We start from the raw sequence: 14,847 nt of genomic DNA, 5'->3' as shown, positions 1-14,847 counted from the left end.
GCGTGCCGCGCCGGTGAGATCGATCCGATGAGCCGGCGTCCTGCGGGCTCAGGACGGGGAGCCCGTGACGGCACGGGCTCCCCGATCGTTGTCGGGGCGAATCCCGAGGGAGGCGCATGCCCAAGGAACGCCTTGATCCCGCCCTGCTCAGGCTCTGCGGCGTGCTCGCCGTGGGTGCCTTCGCCCCGCTTCTCGACAGCACCATCGTCTCCGTGGCGGTCGACGCCCTCGCCGACGACCTCGGTGTCCCGACGACGACCGTGCAATGGGTGAGCACCGCCTACCTGCTGGCGTTCGCGATGGTCATGCCGATGAGCGGCTGGGCCGGTGACCGGTTCGGGACGCGGCGGGTCTGGCTGGGGGCGCTGGCACTGTTCTCCGTCGGTTCGCTGCTGTGTGCCTGCGCCCGGAGCGTCGAGTCGCTGGTCCTGTTCAGAAGCGTGCAGGGGGCCGGTGCGGGGCTGATGACGCCGGTCCTGCAGACCATCGTCGTCCGAGCCTGCGGGGGCCGAGGGGTCGGCCGGCTCGTCGCGGTGGTCTCGTTGCCGGCTCTCCTCGGCCCGGTCCTGGGGCCGGTGTTCGGCGGGCTGCTGCTCGGGCACCTCAGCTGGCGCTGGATCTTCTACGTCAACCTGCCGGTCTGCGCGTTCGCGCTGTTCCTCGCCTGGCGGGGGGTGCCCCGGGATCGCCGGCAGCGTGCTTCCCGCCCCGACGTCGTAGGGCTGGTGCTGGTCTGTCCGGGCCTCACCGGGCTCGTGTACGGGCTCTCGCAGTGCGGCGGCCAGGGCGGTGCGGGAGAAGGGCGTGCACTCCTGCCGATGGCGGCGGGGGTCGTCCTGGTCGTGGCGTTCGTCGGGTGGAGCCTGCGGAGCAGCGCGCCCCTCATCGACATGCGCCTGTTCAGGCTGCGCTCCTTCGCCGCGACGTCGGTGCTGATGTTCGCCTGCGGTCTGACCATGTACGGCGGGATGTTCCTGCTGCCCCTGTACTGCCAGCTCGTGCTCGACAAGGGCGTCGTCGCCACGGGTCTCCTGCTCGTTCCGCAGGGCGTCGGCGCGCTGGCGGCGCGGGTGGCCGGCGTGCTCACCGACCGGATCGGGCCCCGTCCGGTCGTGGTGACCGGCCTGCTGTTGAGCGCGGTCGCGACGTGGCCCTTCGCCGCCTCGGTGGGTGAGGGCGCGGTGATCGGCGTCGCTCTGTTCTTCCGCGGCCTCGGAATGAGCGCCGTCAACCTCGCCGTCACGGTCGGCGCCTATCAGGGCCTCGAGGACTCCCAGGTCGCGGATGCCAGCACCACGACGCGCATCCTCCAGCAGCTCGGCGGTTCCTTCGGCATCGCCGCTCTCGCCGTCCTGCTCCAGCGCGGTGGCCACTCCGCGACGGCGTTCGCCCATGCCTTCGGCCTGACGGCCGCCCTCACCGTCTGCACCGTCGTCGTGGCAGCACTGCTGCCCGGCCGCCGAGCCCCGGCCCCGGCACCTCTGGCGACCGCCGAAGGACGGACCTGACGGCTCACCGCCGCCGGCCCGGTGGCCCGTGTGCCCCGCAGGGGCCGGATGGTTTCCGGACAGGCACAGGGGAGGAGACCGGTCACATGATCGCCGAACGCGTGACCTTTGTCCGCGCGCCCCGGTTGACCGGGCATGAATGCTGAAAGGATCCGTCACCTCACCTTCGACGGCTTCGGCTACCAGTGCCGGATCGTCGAGAACGCCGCTCCCGTCACCGAGCCCGTCGTCGTACTCGGTGGCGCTTTCCAGGACATGTACGCCTATCAACGGCTCGAAGCACTCTGGGCCGCGTCGGCGACCGTCGTCAGCGTGGACCTGCCGGGATCGGGCGCGGCCGACGTGCTGCCCGCCTCGTACGGCTTCGACTTCCTCACCGACGCGCTGGCGGACCTGGTGGGCCGACTGGGCCTGGGACGCGTGAACCTCTTCGGGGCCTCCTACGCGGCGCCGATCACCTACCGCCTGGCCCAGGAGCGTCCCGAGCTCGTCGCCCGCCTGGCCCTGGTGGGTGCCGCTCCCGTGTACCCGCCGGACCAGCGCGCCGCGCTCCAGGCGATGGCCGACGCCCTGGAGTCCGGCGACGCGGACGCCTACGCCCGTATGAGCATCGCGGCGCTGCTGTCCCCCGGCGAGCGGGACGTCCACAAGCGCGCGGTCGTCACCCGCGTCCTCGCCCGCACGATGGGATCGGTCACGCGGGCCGACATCCCCCGGCACCTCGCCTCCACCCGCCGTGTCATCGACTGGCAGGGGCTGTGGCCGGGCGGTGTCCGGGACGTCCCGGCGCTGGTCTTCACCGGCGAACACGACAGCCTCACCCATCCCGACCTCGGGCGCGAGGTCGCCGGCACCATCGCCGGAAGCGTCTTCACCCTCATCAGGGGCGCCGACCACCTCTGCCATCTCGAACGGCCTCTGGAGATGTCCCAGTTGCTGGATCGCTTCTTCACCGATCAGCCCCTCGACGACCTGACGTACCTCACTCCCCTCGAACATCACGCCAGGCCGGCCTCCCTGGTCCCGTGACGGCTCCGAAGCGCACCCCGGCCGATCCGTCGCCGCACTCCTCCCACCGACCACAAGGGGCACAGATGTCCGACCTCCGGCCCGAGACGGCCGACCAGGGCTTCGTCACCTACGCACAGGCCATCCTCGACGTCCTGGCGCGCAGTCCCGGCCAACCCGTGATCATCTGCCATGACCGTCGGCAGATCACCGCGGACGAGCTGCGCGACAGCGTCCACCGGCTGGCCCGGGAGCTGATCGCGCGTGGCGTCCGGCGCGGGCAGACCGTCTCCCTGCTCACCGGCAACACCCCTCAGGCGCTCATCGCCCGTTACGCCGCCAACCTGGCCGGCGCGCGCGTGACACCCCTGTACGACGGTCTGAACGCGGACACCCTGGCGCACCTGGTGGACTTCGCCGACACCGAGCTGCTGCTGGTCGACCCCACCCGGTACGCGGACCTGGACCGGCTCGAGCCGCTTCTGAAGGTGCCGATGCTGGCGACGCTGGGCCCGCACCCGGTCGCCGACGACATCTGCGCGGCGGCGAACGGGCAGCCGTCGGCGCCCGTGACCGTGCCCGTCGGCACCGAGGACGACTGGTGCATCCGCCACACGGGCGGCACCACGACCGGGCTGCCGAAGAGCCTGCAGATGAGGCACGGCCCGTACCGGCGCACCCTGGAGAACCTGTGCTCCCCCGAGGACGCCCCGTTCCGCTATCTGGCGTGTACGCCGCTCACCCACATCGCCGGGCTCTGGGCGGACCTGGCGCTCCTTCAGGGCGGATCCGTCGTCCTGCAGCCCGCGTTCGATGCCGGCGAGGCCCTCGCGGCGATCGAACGCGAGCGGATCACCCGGCTGTTCCTCCAGCCGCCCCTCCTGCACCGGCTCCTCGACCATCCAGCGCTGCCCGCCACCGACACGTCCAGCATCCGGCGGGTCACCTACGGCGGCAGCCCCGCGTCGACGGCCAGACTGCGGCAGACCGAGAGCGTCTTCGGCAAGGTGCTGCAGAGCTGGTACGGGCAGAACGAGACGCTCGGGCTCACTGAAGTCCGCCCCGAAGAGCACGACCTCGTCGGCCGGCACGGGCAGATCACCGTCGGCCGCGCCATGCCCGGCGTCGAACTCCGCATCGTCGACCGGCACGGCGGCGTTCTCCCGGCAGGCAGCGAAGGCGAGGTCCACGCCCGCGCCCACAGCGCCATGAACGGCTACTGGAAGCAGCCCGAGCTGACCGCCCGCGTGCTGCACGACGGCTGGGTGAGCACCGGCGACATCGGCTACCTCGACGACGACGGCTACCTCTTCCTCACCGACCGCGGCCACGACACGATCACCGTCGACGGCGCACCGGTCTATCCCAGCGAGATCGAGGAGGTGTTGATGGCCCATCCCGCCGTCGCCGAGTGCGCCGTCTTCGGGATGCGCCATGAGGACACCCCCGAGCGCGTCCACGCCGCCGTCGTGCCCGCCCGCGGTCACAGCGCCGACATCGACGAGCTGCGCGACTTCGTCGCCGCCCGGAAGAGCGGTCGCCATGTCCCCCACACGTTCCACGTGTTGAAGGCCATCCCGCTCAGCGGCATCGGCAAGCCCGACAAGCACGCCCTCCGCCGGGCGCTCTCCTGAACGAGCGGCCCCCTCCGCGGGGGCGGAGGGGGCCGCTCGGGGTCGGTGGTCGGGACTCGGATCAGACGTCGGCGCGGACCGGGGCAGTGGCCTGCGGGGCGTCCTCGGCGATCTCGCCGAGGTCGCGCTCGCGGGTCTCGCGGGCGCAGACGATCGCGACGACGGTGAGCAGCGCGGCGGCGATCACGTACAGGGCGATCGGCGTCGAGGAGCCGTAGTCGGCGAGGAGCGCGGTCGCGATGAGCGGCGCGGGCGCGCCGGCGGCCACGGAGGAGAACTGGGCGCCGATGGAGGCGCCGGAGTAGCGCATCCGGGTCGCGAACATCTCCGAGAAGAAGGCCGCCTGCGGCGCGTACATCGCCCCGTGCAGGACCAGACCGACGGTGACGGCGAGCAGCAGCGCGCCGAAGCTTCCGTGGTCGATCAGCAGGAAGAACGGGAACATCCAGGCGCCGACGCCGACCGCGCCGATCAGGTAGACCGGCCGACGGCCGATCCGGTCGGAGAGCGCGCCCCAGGCGGGGATGACGGCGAAGTGGACGGCAGAGGCGATGAGGACGGCGTTCAGGGCGGTCTGCTTGCTCAGGCCGACCTGGGTGGTCGCGTACACGAGGATGAACGCGGTGATCACGTAGTACGAGATGTTCTCCGCCATGCGGGCGCCCATCGCGATCAGCACGTCCCGCCAGTGGTGCCGCAACACCGCGACCAGCGGCATCTTCTCGACCTGCCCGGCGACCGCCTTGCGCTCCTCGGCGGCGGCGAGCGCCGCCTTGAACACGGGCGACTCGTCGACCGACAGCCGGATCCACAGGCCGACGACCACCAGGACGCCGGAGAGCAGGAACGGGACGCGCCAGCCCCAGGAGGCGAAGGCGGCGTCCGAGAGCAGCGCGGTCAGCGCGGACAGCACACCGGTCGCGAGCAACTGCCCGGCGGGCGCCCCGGTCTGCGGCCACGAGGCCCAGAACCCGCGCCGCTTCGCGTCCCCGTGCTCGGACACGAGCAGCACGGCCCCGCCCCACTCGCCGCCGAGCGCGAAGCCCTGCACCAGGCGGAGCGTCGTGAGCAGGACGGGAGCGGCGGAGCCGACGGTCGCGTGCGTCGGCAGCAGCCCGATCGCGAACGTCGCCCCACCCATCATCAGCAGGCTCAGGACCAGCAGCTTCTTCCGCCCGAGCCGGTCCCCGTAGTGCCCGAAGACCAGCGCGCCGAGCGGCCGCGCGGCGAACCCGACCGCATAGGTCAGGAACGACAGCAGCGTCCCGACCAGCGGATCGGACTCGGGGAAGAACAGCTTGTTGAACACCAGCGCGGCGGCCGACCCGTACAGGAAGAAGTCGTACCACTCGATGGTCGTGCCGATGAGGCTGGCGGCGACGATGCGCTTGAGGGAACCGGGTGGTGTGGGGGAGGGAGTTGCGGCGGCCATGTGCACCACTTCCAGGCAGGTACGGGGGACGTTTCGGTGTCGCCACACCGTAGGAAGCAGCAGGTCAGGGGCGTATGTGGTGGGACACCATAGTTCGACGCCTTCGCATGCGCCCGGCCGCCATGGCTCTCCTTTGTGGCCTCGCGGAGTCCTGCGGAGCGGCCGAATCAGTGCCTGTCCGTGTTGCGTCGATCGGGAATGATATGGGGCCACCGTGCTGACTCCCGTGCTGGTTTCGTGCTGACTGAAACCCCATGTCAGCGCCCGTGTTCACCTCTCCCGTGCTGACTTGGTGCTGACTACGGAGAGTGGAACCTGCGCACATGGGGCGGACCGGGCATGGTCGTCACGGCAGCGGCCGGCATCATTCCGCTTCGGATCTGGACGGGTCTTCTACATGCCGGCGGCGGCGAAGGGAGGCAGGTTCATGTGAGCTCTGCATGAGGGTGTGGGGTCCACCGGCGGCGGCCTGCTCGGAACATTGCGGCCCCGCGCCTGCGAGTGGGGCAGATGTCGGTGTTGTGGTGGAACTTCGTGGGCCGCACGGACGAGGAGAACCGTACGGCCCGGGAGCAGTGGATGACGGGCGACCGCTTCGGCGAGGTGAAGGGGTACGACGGCGACCGCTTGGACGCCCCGGAAGTGCCGGTGACCCAGCTGAAGGCGCGAGGGTGGTGCGCTGAACTGGGTTTTCTCTGCCGGTCCGATGCCGCACAGTCGGCGGGCGTGTTTTCAGAGAGTGCCCGTGCGCGAGCAGGTCTGGTCAGCTGAATGCTGACCTTTGCCGAGTTTGTTCACGGTACGTCAGGTAGGTGAGCGGCTTCTCAGCCTATCCGCGGTAGGAGGGAAGGTGGCGTTTGTTCAGGTCCGGAGCCGGTTCGGCTACTCAGGCATGGGTGCCTTCGTCGTGTGCAGGGCGGTCACTCCCACCCTGTCCTCTTCTTCGGCCGTAGTGATTCTCGAGCGACCTGCCGCGAACGCGCCGATCACGGCGGCAGCGGGAAGAGCCCAGGGGAGGGCGTTCACCCAGGTGGTGCTGGTGCCGGTGAGCGTCGAGTAGTTGTCGATCATCAGGACCAGTCCGCCGACGAGTCCGAGGGCGCCAAGTGCCGGAGACATGAGGGTGCCCCATATGGACTCGTCCTGCCGGTGGTGGCGGCGGAGGAAGAATCCGACGATCGAAACGGCAGCGATGCCTTGCAGGAGGACGATGCCGAGCACGCCGAGGCCGAACAGGCTGATGCTCATGCCCAAGTAGGGGTGCTGGCCCGCGAGGGTGAAGCCGCAGGTCGTCAGGACGAGCAGGCCGAGCTGCCATGCGCTGGCCGTCACAGGAGAGCCGTGCTTGGGGTGAATCCGGGCCATGGATTGCGGCAGCAGGCCGTCCCGGGCAAGGGCCACGTGGTAGCGGGAAGTGCTGAAGTGGAAAGCCAGGAAGGCTGCGAACAGGCTGGTCATCACCAGGATCCCCATGATCTCGGTGTAGCCCTGCCCGAGCAGGTTCGTGCTGACATCGAAGATGTAGTTCTCCGGGTCGGCCTTGGTGGCGCTTTGCGCATGATCGACCCCGGTCGCCGAGATTGCGGCCCAGGTGGTGAGCAGGTAGAAGACGGTGATGACGGTCAGGGATATGTACGTGGCCCGGGGCACGGAGCGGCGCGGGTTGCGTGCTTCCTCCCCGTACAGCGCGGTGGCCTCGAAGCCGACGAACGAGCCGAACGCGAACATCAGGCTGACTCCGAACCCGCTGCCGAGCACGACGCTCGGTTCGAAGACTTCGAGGGAGAAGCCCTTGAACCCGCGCTCGATCAGAATCGCGGCGTCGAGGCCGAGCAGCGTCAGCACCTCGGCGACGAGCGCCACACCGAGAACCTTGGCACTCGTCGTGACCTCGAAGTAGGACAGCACCGCGACGATGACGAATCCGACCGAGGCGGACAGCTGCCATGGCACCGGTGTCCCCAGCAGTTCGGTGAAGACGTGGCTGCTGAAGTAGGCGAAGCTGCCGAAGATACCGATCGTGGCGGCGTTGTAGGCCAGCAGCGCGACGTACGCCGTGGCGCCACCGGCTCGGCGGCCCAGACCCTCCCGGGCGAAGATGTAGAAGCCGCCCACATTGGCGATCCGCCGGCTCATGCGTACGTAGCCGACGCTGAACAGCGCCAGGATGACGCCCGCGATCAAGTACGTGCCGGCTGCACCCGGGCCGTTGCCCAGTGCTATCGCGAGCGGAAGCCAGGCCACCGAGACCCCCATGGGGGCCACGCCGCCAAGGACGAAAAAGACGATGTCGGCGGTGCCCATGGCGCCCGCGTCGAGACTGCCTTGGGGGGTGCTGGTGGAGTTGCGCGTCGGCATGCAGAGGTCCCCTCTCCGTGGAGGCCGGGGTCGGTTCGCCCGCGCCCCTGGTTCAGACCCTTGAGGCGTTGAGATGGAAAAGTAAGTCGGGCGACCGACTTTGATAGTCGCTCACGCTAGGGCTGCATCGGCGCACTCGCAAGGGGATCGCGGCAACGCTTCTGTCACCGACCAGGGAGGCCGCCGTGCAGAGCTGATGTGCGCGGCAATTGGGCTGGCATGAGGTCGAAGGGAGCCTATGTGCCGCAGGTTGCGGCCGGGTTTCAATCAGGATGCCGCACCAGTCGCGACTCGGAGAGCGGGTGGCATGGCTAGGTCAGTATTGGTCGAGCGTCCGACTTTGGAATGGCTTCTTGAGATCGGCGGGGCCCCGCGCCTTGCTTGCGACGCGGAGGGACGCGGCCGTAAAGGACAAGGGGCGCATGACTTGTGCGTTCCGTAGGCTCGTCCTATGAGGCCTGATGCCGAAGAGTTGCTCTGTCGTCTCGCCCGGGAGTTCAGGCCTCGGGTGGAGCAGTCGGCCGAGGTGCTGCTCCAGGTCGTGCGCGAGGAGCTCCCCGCGTTGTTGGGGCACGAGGACCTGGTGGCGCTGGCGCTGGAGGAGGGCGTCTCGCACGTCTCCACCTTCCTGGAGGTGCTCGAAGGGCGTCTTGACGTCACCGAGGTGGAGGCGCCGGAGGTGGCCCTGGAGGTCGGCCGTCAGCTCGCCCGGCGTGGCGTGTCGATCGGTGACTCCCTGCGCGCGTACCGGCTCGGCCACCTGAGCCTCCTGCGGCAGCTGCAGGAGGAAGCCGTCCGCCTCTCCGACGACTGGGAGCTGATCAACGCCGCGACGGTCGAGCTGGTCTCCATCGCGTTCGAGTACGTGGACCGTGCCTCGGAGCAGATCGTGGCGGTGTACCAGGAGGAGCGTGACCTGCTGCTGCAGCGGCGCCTGCTCCTCGCCAACGAAGCGGGCAAGCGGATCGGGACGACGCTCGACACCGTGCGTACGGCTGAGGAACTGGCCGAGGTGGGCACGGACGGGTTCGCCGACGTCGTCACCGTCGACCTGCTCTATTCCGTTCTCCACGAAGAGGACAGGCGGCCGGCGCAGGGCACACCGGAGCTCCGGCGCATCGCCCACCGGTCGGCGCTCGACGACTTCCCCGTCCCCGCGGTCGGCACGGACGAGGTCTTCACCTACCCCGTGGGATCGGAACCGGCCCGCGCACTGACCACCGGACAGGCCCTCCTGCACCACACGCCGGCGCCGGATGCCCCCGCACGACAGGAGTCACGGGCTCCCGCGCCCGTCCCCGACGCCGGTTCCCTGCTGTTGCTGCCGCTGCGGGCCCGCGGCGGCACGCTGGGCCTCACCCAGTTCCTCCGCCGTCGGCCGGCTCCTCCTTTCGACGAGGACGACCTACTCCTGGCCCAGGAGATCGCGGACCGAGCCGCGATGTCCATCGACAACGCCCGCCGGTACACCCACGAGCGGGACACCGCCCTCACCCTCCAGCGCAGCCTGCTGCCCCGGGGAATGGTGAAGCAGTCCGCGGTCGAGGCGGCCTCCCGCTACCTGCCCAGCGGTGCGCACGCGGGCGTGGGCGGCGACTGGTACGACGTGATTCCCCTGTCCGGGGCACGCGTCGCCCTGGTGGTGGGCGACGTCGTCGGGCACGGCATCCACGCCGCGGCCACGATGGGACGGCTGCGGACGGCCGTCCGGGCCTTCGCCGACATCGACCTGATGCCCGACGAACTGCTCACGCACCTGGACGACGTGGTCATCCGTCTCGGCCGCGAGGAGGAGCGGCACGACGGGGAGACCAGCGCCACCTGTCTGTACGCGATCTACGACCCCGTCTCGCGGCTGTGCTCCCTGGCCAGCGCAGGGCACCCGCTGCCGGCGGTGGCGCAACCATCGACCATCGGCGGCGACGGTCCGGCCTCCCGGTCGGTGGACTTCCTGGACGTGGCGGTCGGCCCCCCGCTGGGGCTGGGGGGCTTCCCCTTCGAGACGGCGCAGTTCGAACTGGCGGAGGGCAGCCTGCTGGTCCTGTTCACCGATGGTCTCGTCGCGCGTTCCGGTCGCGACGTGGATTCCTCCCTGACGGTGCTGCGCGAGCTCCTCGGCCACGGGGCCGGCTCGCCGGAGGAGGTCTGCGGCCGGCTCCTGACCGCACTGCTCCCCACCCGCCCGGCCGATGACGTGGCCCTTCTCGTGGCGCGTACCCGGGCGCTCGACCACGGCCACGTCGCCCTCCTGGACCTTCCCTCCGACCCTGCGGCCGTGTCCGGGGCGCGCCGTTTCACCTCCGCCAAGCTAGCCGAGTGGGGACTGGAAGAGCTGTCCTTTTCCACGGAGCTGGTGGTCAGCGAGCTGGTGACGAACGCGATCCGGTACGGCAGGAGTCCCGTCCAGCTGAGGCTGATCCTTCAGGACACCCTGACGTGCGAGGTCTCGGACGCCAGCAGCACCGCTCCTCATATGCGTCGCGCGCGGACCTTCGACGAGGGCGGGCGCGGCCTGCTACTGGTCGCGCAGCTCGCCGGACGCTGGGGCGCCCGGTACCACCGGGAGGGGAAAGTGATCTGGGCGGAACAGTCCCTCCCCTCCGGGTCGCGGTAGCGGCCCTGCCCGTGCGGTGCTGTTGCAGGCTCGCGTTGCCGTATCAGCCGTGCCGGTGCGCCGCGCGTGACGCGTAGGTTTCCAGATAGGCGGTCACCACGCGGCGTGCCTCGTCGATCGTGGTGTCGTCACCGTCGGGCGAGTTCCGGAACGCGACGTGGAAAAGCTGGTCAGCGGCCTCGAAAGCGAGCTGAAGGACCAGGAGTGGCAGGTCGGCACGGACGAGGCCACGCCCGACGAGGAGGTCCCGGACCTTGCCGGCCTGGGTCGCATCGAACGCGCGGACCAGCTTGCTGATCGTCGCTGTGCGTCCCTTGACCCACAGCTCGATGCCGCTGGGGTGCCGGCGGAAGTAGTCGAGCATCAGGTCGAAGACAGCGTTCACGGTGTCCGGCAGGGTGGGCGGGTCGCTTTCCGCCAGGACGGCGCTGACGAGGAAGTCGAGCTCGCGCATGTCGCGCTGCAGCAGTTCGGCGTCGACCTGATGGCGGTCGGAGAAGTAGTGGTAGACGGAGGCGACGGGGATGTGTGCGCGCGCTCCGATGGCTCTGATCGTGGAGGCTTCGTAGCCCTGTTCGCCGAGCAGCTTCTCGGCAGTGCTGAGAATCATCTGCCTTCGCTCCGTGCTGCGGCGTTGCGCTGGGGCTGGGCGAGTCCGCGCCTGAACGACCGGCTCTCTGTCACGCATGATTCGAAATCGTCTCAGTCGGGCGATGGGGTCGCGATACGGCAAGGGAATGGCCGTCGAGGGTGGGCAGGCGGGCCCCGAACCCCGCCGCGAGAGACGCGGCGGGGTTCGCGACCACTTGGGTAGGCGAGGTGTGACTCCCTGACCCTGGGGGCGGTGCCGACTTCATGTCTTCACCGCGCGGTGTGCGCCAAGCTCTTGATCACTTCGCGAGCGGCGCGTTCGCCGGATTCGATGGCGCCTTCGATGTATCCGGCGTGCTCGCTCGCCGTCTCGGTCCCGGCCCAGTGGAGGGCTCCGACCGGTTGGGACGGCATGGGGAGGTATCCGTCGGTGGTCCCCGGAATCGCCAGTGCCGCGTATCCGCCGCCGACGTGTTCGTCGAGGTGCCACGACTTCTCGTGCCAGCTCACGGGGGTGAGAACCTCGGGACCGAGACGCGGGACGAGCCGGCGCAGCAGTGCCTGACTCCGGCCCGCGGCGCCCAGCCGGTCGAGTTCCCGGGCTTCCGTCCCCGCCACGAGGACGCACAAATGGCCCGGGCCGTCGGGCGACGTGGTGTCGAACACCGCACCGCCGGGACGGTCCAGGAGCAAGAACTCCGCATGCCCGTTCCGCTCCCTCCAGAAGGGCCGTTCGTAGACCGCGATCGCCTTGTAGACCGAGCCCATGTAGGTGTTCTTCTCAAGAGCGGTCCTGCTCGCGGGCAGCGGAGGATCGTAGGAGATCCGGGCCGACATGGGCGGCGGCACCGACACGATCACCTTGTCGGCCCGAACGGCGCCGGAAGCGGTGTGGAGCGTCGCGCCGCTGCCGTCGTGGTGGATCGAGGTCACCCGGTGGCCGGTCAGCACCCGTGTGCCGAGGTCGGCGGCCAGCCGTTCCGTCAGCGTTCCCGCGCCCTCGACGATCAGACTCTCCTGGGCGCCGCCGTTCGTGGACAGCATCGCCGTGAGGCCGCCCTGGTAGCGGACCGCCTCGACGAAGGCGTGCATCGAGTAGCGGTCGAGGTCGGCGGTCACAGAGACCGAGACGAGTACTTCGAGCAGCCTGCGGGCCTTACGGCCCGGCACCCTGCGCAACCACTCGTCGACCGTCTGCGAGGCCCACTTGCCGGGTGCTCCGCGCCTTGCCCGCGCCTCCCATGCCAGGAGTACCGCGCTGACCGCCAGCATCGTCGGGCCGACGGTCGCGATCCTGCCGGAACCATCGACGACTTCCGGGACCTTCGGCGTGTGCATGGGGAACATCTCGGCGCCCAACTCGGCTGCCAGGGCCGTGAACCGGTGATGGCCGTGACCCACCCACTGGCCGCCCAGGTCCAGGCGCGAGCCCAGCGAAGACGTCTCGGCCATCATCCGTCCCCCGGGACGGTCGGCCGATTCCAGCACGAGTACGTCGATGCCCTGACGGCACAGCTCCCTTGCCGCGATCAACCCGGACATGCCGGCGCCTACCACGGCCACCGTGGTGTCGACAGGTCGTTCTCCTCGACAGGGTGCCTCTGCCCGCCCATGACTCACTGTATGTCTCCTATCGGTTGCACAAGGTGACCGTCGCGGCAGGCGGGTTGTGGGCGCCCGGTCGGCAGCCGAGAGTGACGAGCGGGTGGCTTGCCCCCGCCCTTGTCGAGCGTCTCATGGTCGCTCTGGGCCCGGAGGCTCTCGGCGGCGCTCTCGGGAAGCTGTTCGACCGTGGGATCCGGGGATTCCGCTCTGCGTCGGACCGACATCGGTGCGGTCTCGACGTTCGGTGTTCCGTTCGTCGACAAGTATCGGTCACTTGTCCGAGTCAAGGTAGAGACGGCAGTAGTCTGGGGCAAGAGGTTGGATCGAACCTTTGCGCATGGCTCGGTACCCCATCCGGTCGTGCCGTCGCATCGTGCGCGCCGTCGACGAGCCGTCCGGACCCTCACGCATGGCCGAGGCGGTGGTGGATGTCCCCGTGATTGCTTCGTGAGTCCCGTGGGTCATCGGTATCGCAGATGTCGGCGAATTCCCTGGTGGAGTGCCTATTTCGCACCGCGATGCCCTTTGTCTGCGCGGCATGTGGCGGGGCGGGTGTGATTCGACGCCGATAACCCGCGCCGCCCCCGGTGCGCTGCGGACGAGCGTCGCACATGGCGGCGCCGAGGCTGTTGCGCCTCCGCCGCCCACCCGGTCGTGACCCCTTGTTGGTGAAACCGTCGCCCGCTATTCTCGGCCATCCAGTTCACAGTCGTACAACCGACCGACTTTGAGGGTGTGTAGCGATGAACGTCGATGTTGTCGTGGTGGGGGCCGGTCTCGCAGGACTCGCCGCCGCCCGGGCCGTACGTGCAGCGGGACGCAGCGTGATGGTGCTGGAGGCGCGGGACCGGGTCGCGGGGCGTAACCTCGGCCACCGCCTGGCCGACGGGACCCCTGTCGAGCTGGGCGGTCAGTGGATCGGCCGGACCCAGACCGAAGCCCTCAAGCTCGTCAGCGAGCTGGGACTGGAGACCTTCCCGACGTACGACGACGGCGCAGCCGTGACGCTGTACAACGGGAAGCGCACTCAGTACGCCGACGAAACCTTCGGCCTCTCCTACGAGAGCGCGGTGGAGGTCGGCCGACTGCAGCAGGAGCTCGAAGGGCTCGCCGACCAGGTTTCGCTGTCCTCTCCCTGGTCCTCGCCGGCCGCCGCCGAACTCGACCGGCAGACTGTGGACGCATGGCTGCGTGCCAACACCGACAACGCCGAGGCACTGGCGTTCTGGGGCGCGATCATCCCGGCGGTGTTCTCCGCCGAGCCCGCGGAGATGTCGCTGTTGCACTTCCTCTTCTACATCAAGTCCGGCGGCATGATCGACAACCTTGTCTCCACCACCGGTGGGGCGCAGGAACTGCGCGTCGTCGGCGGCACCCACCAGATGTCCGAGCGTCTGGCCGACCAGCTCGGCGACGCCGTCCGGGTGAACGCCCCGGTCAGACAGATCTCCCACGACGACAACGGGGTGCAGGTCGACTACGAGGGCGGCCGGATCACCGCGCAGCGGGTCATCGTCGCGATCCCGCCCACTCTGGCCGGGCGGCTCGTCTACAAGCCCGCGCTGCCCGCGTCCCGTGACGGTCTCACCCAGCAGATACCGATGGGCTCGGTCATCAAGGTGCAGGTCGCCTACCCGACCCCGTTCTGGCGAGACGCCGGACTCAGCGGTTTCGGCTTCAGCCTGGACGACGAGCTGAGCGTCACCATGGACAACTCGCCGCCGGACGGTTCGTGCGGTGTCGTCGTCGGGTTCTTCGAGGGCGCCCATGCCCGCAGCGCCGCTCGCTTGTCGCTGGAAGAGCGTCGGGCCGCCGCCGTGGCGACGCTGGTGAAGATGTTCGGGCCCGAGGCCCAGAACCCGATCGAGTACGTCGAGCAGGACTGGATGGAGGAGGAGTACACCCGGGGCTGTTACGGCGGCCGGCTGGGGGCCGGTGTGTGGACCCAGTACGGTGCCGCGCTCGCGGAGCCGGTCGGACGCATCCACTGGGCGGGGGCCGAGACCTCCGAGGTGTGGAACGGCTACATGGACGGGGCCATCCGTTCCGGCCATCGAGCGGCGGCCGAAGTGCTCGCCCAGCTGGAAGCGTGAGGAC

The 14,847-nt window shown here is 69.7% G+C and carries 10 protein-coding genes; 6 read left to right on the top strand and 4 right to left on the bottom strand.

From position 1 onward, the window contains the following. Positions 1-116 precede the first annotated feature (116 nt). The 3 genes from SVTN_RS04650 to SVTN_RS04640 all read left to right on the top strand — a co-directional run bounded on the left by SVTN_RS04650 (position 117) and on the right by SVTN_RS04640 (position 4,150). Positions 117-1,508, top strand: a complete 1,392-nt coding sequence (locus SVTN_RS04650; RefSeq protein ID WP_041127908.1) for a DHA2 family efflux MFS transporter permease subunit — start codon at positions 117-119, stop codon at positions 1,506-1,508. 135 nt (positions 1,509-1,643) lie between these two features. Beyond that, complete coding sequence (locus SVTN_RS04645) at positions 1,644-2,537, top strand: alpha/beta fold hydrolase (RefSeq protein ID WP_041127907.1); 894 nt, start codon at positions 1,644-1,646, stop codon at positions 2,535-2,537. Between the two features lie 65 nt (positions 2,538-2,602). Then, complete coding sequence (locus tag SVTN_RS04640) at positions 2,603-4,150, top strand: class I adenylate-forming enzyme family protein (protein ID WP_041127906.1); 1,548 nt, start codon at positions 2,603-2,605, stop codon at positions 4,148-4,150. A 61-nt stretch (positions 4,151-4,211) separates the two neighbouring features. Here SVTN_RS04640 and SVTN_RS04635 read toward each other — a convergent pair whose 3' ends face one another. Further along, complete coding sequence (locus SVTN_RS04635) at positions 4,212-5,582, bottom strand: MFS transporter (RefSeq protein ID WP_041127905.1); 1,371 nt, start codon at positions 5,580-5,582, stop codon at positions 4,212-4,214. 510 nt (positions 5,583-6,092) lie between these two features. Here SVTN_RS04635 and SVTN_RS46360 point away from each other — a divergent pair. After that, positions 6,093-6,353, top strand: coding sequence for a hypothetical protein (locus tag SVTN_RS46360; protein ID WP_174518230.1), 261 nt, complete (start codon positions 6,093-6,095; stop codon positions 6,351-6,353). A 111-nt stretch (positions 6,354-6,464) separates the two neighbouring features. Here SVTN_RS46360 and SVTN_RS04625 read toward each other — a convergent pair whose 3' ends face one another. Next, positions 6,465-7,940 (bottom strand): APC family permease, encoded by a 1,476-nt coding sequence (locus SVTN_RS04625; RefSeq protein ID WP_078908205.1) that lies wholly within the window; start codon positions 7,938-7,940, stop codon positions 6,465-6,467. A 451-nt stretch (positions 7,941-8,391) separates the two neighbouring features. Here SVTN_RS04625 and SVTN_RS04620 point away from each other — a divergent pair, with 451 nt between their 5' ends. Beyond that, positions 8,392-10,554: an ATP-binding SpoIIE family protein phosphatase gene (locus tag SVTN_RS04620; protein ID WP_041127903.1), complete on the top strand. Its 2,163-nt coding sequence runs from the start codon at positions 8,392-8,394 to the stop codon at positions 10,552-10,554. Positions 10,555-10,597: 43 nt separating this feature from the next. On the opposite strand, the gene SVTN_RS04615 is transcribed toward SVTN_RS04620, so the two are convergent. After that, positions 10,598-11,242 carry a TetR/AcrR family transcriptional regulator gene (locus SVTN_RS04615; RefSeq protein ID WP_041127902.1) on the bottom strand — a complete coding sequence of 215 codons (645 nt, stop codon included), beginning with the start codon at positions 11,240-11,242 and terminating at the stop codon, positions 10,598-10,600. A 173-nt stretch (positions 11,243-11,415) separates the two neighbouring features. Continuing rightward, positions 11,416-12,687 (bottom strand): flavin monoamine oxidase family protein, encoded by a 1,272-nt coding sequence (locus tag SVTN_RS04610; RefSeq protein WP_099055278.1) that lies wholly within the window; start codon positions 12,685-12,687, stop codon positions 11,416-11,418. Between the two features lie 806 nt (positions 12,688-13,493). Between SVTN_RS04610 and SVTN_RS04605 the strand changes: the two genes are divergently transcribed. Beyond that, the gene (locus SVTN_RS04605) at positions 13,494-14,843 is read left to right on the top strand and encodes a flavin monoamine oxidase family protein (RefSeq protein ID WP_041127900.1); all 1,350 of its coding nucleotides are present in this window, start codon (positions 13,494-13,496) and stop codon (positions 14,841-14,843) included. Positions 14,844-14,847 lie beyond the last annotated feature (4 nt).

Source organism: Streptomyces vietnamensis, from assembly GCF_000830005.1.
GTDB lineage: Bacteria > Actinomycetota > Actinomycetes > Streptomycetales > Streptomycetaceae > Streptomyces > Streptomyces vietnamensis.
This window is presented reverse-complemented; position numbering and strand designations above follow the sequence as displayed.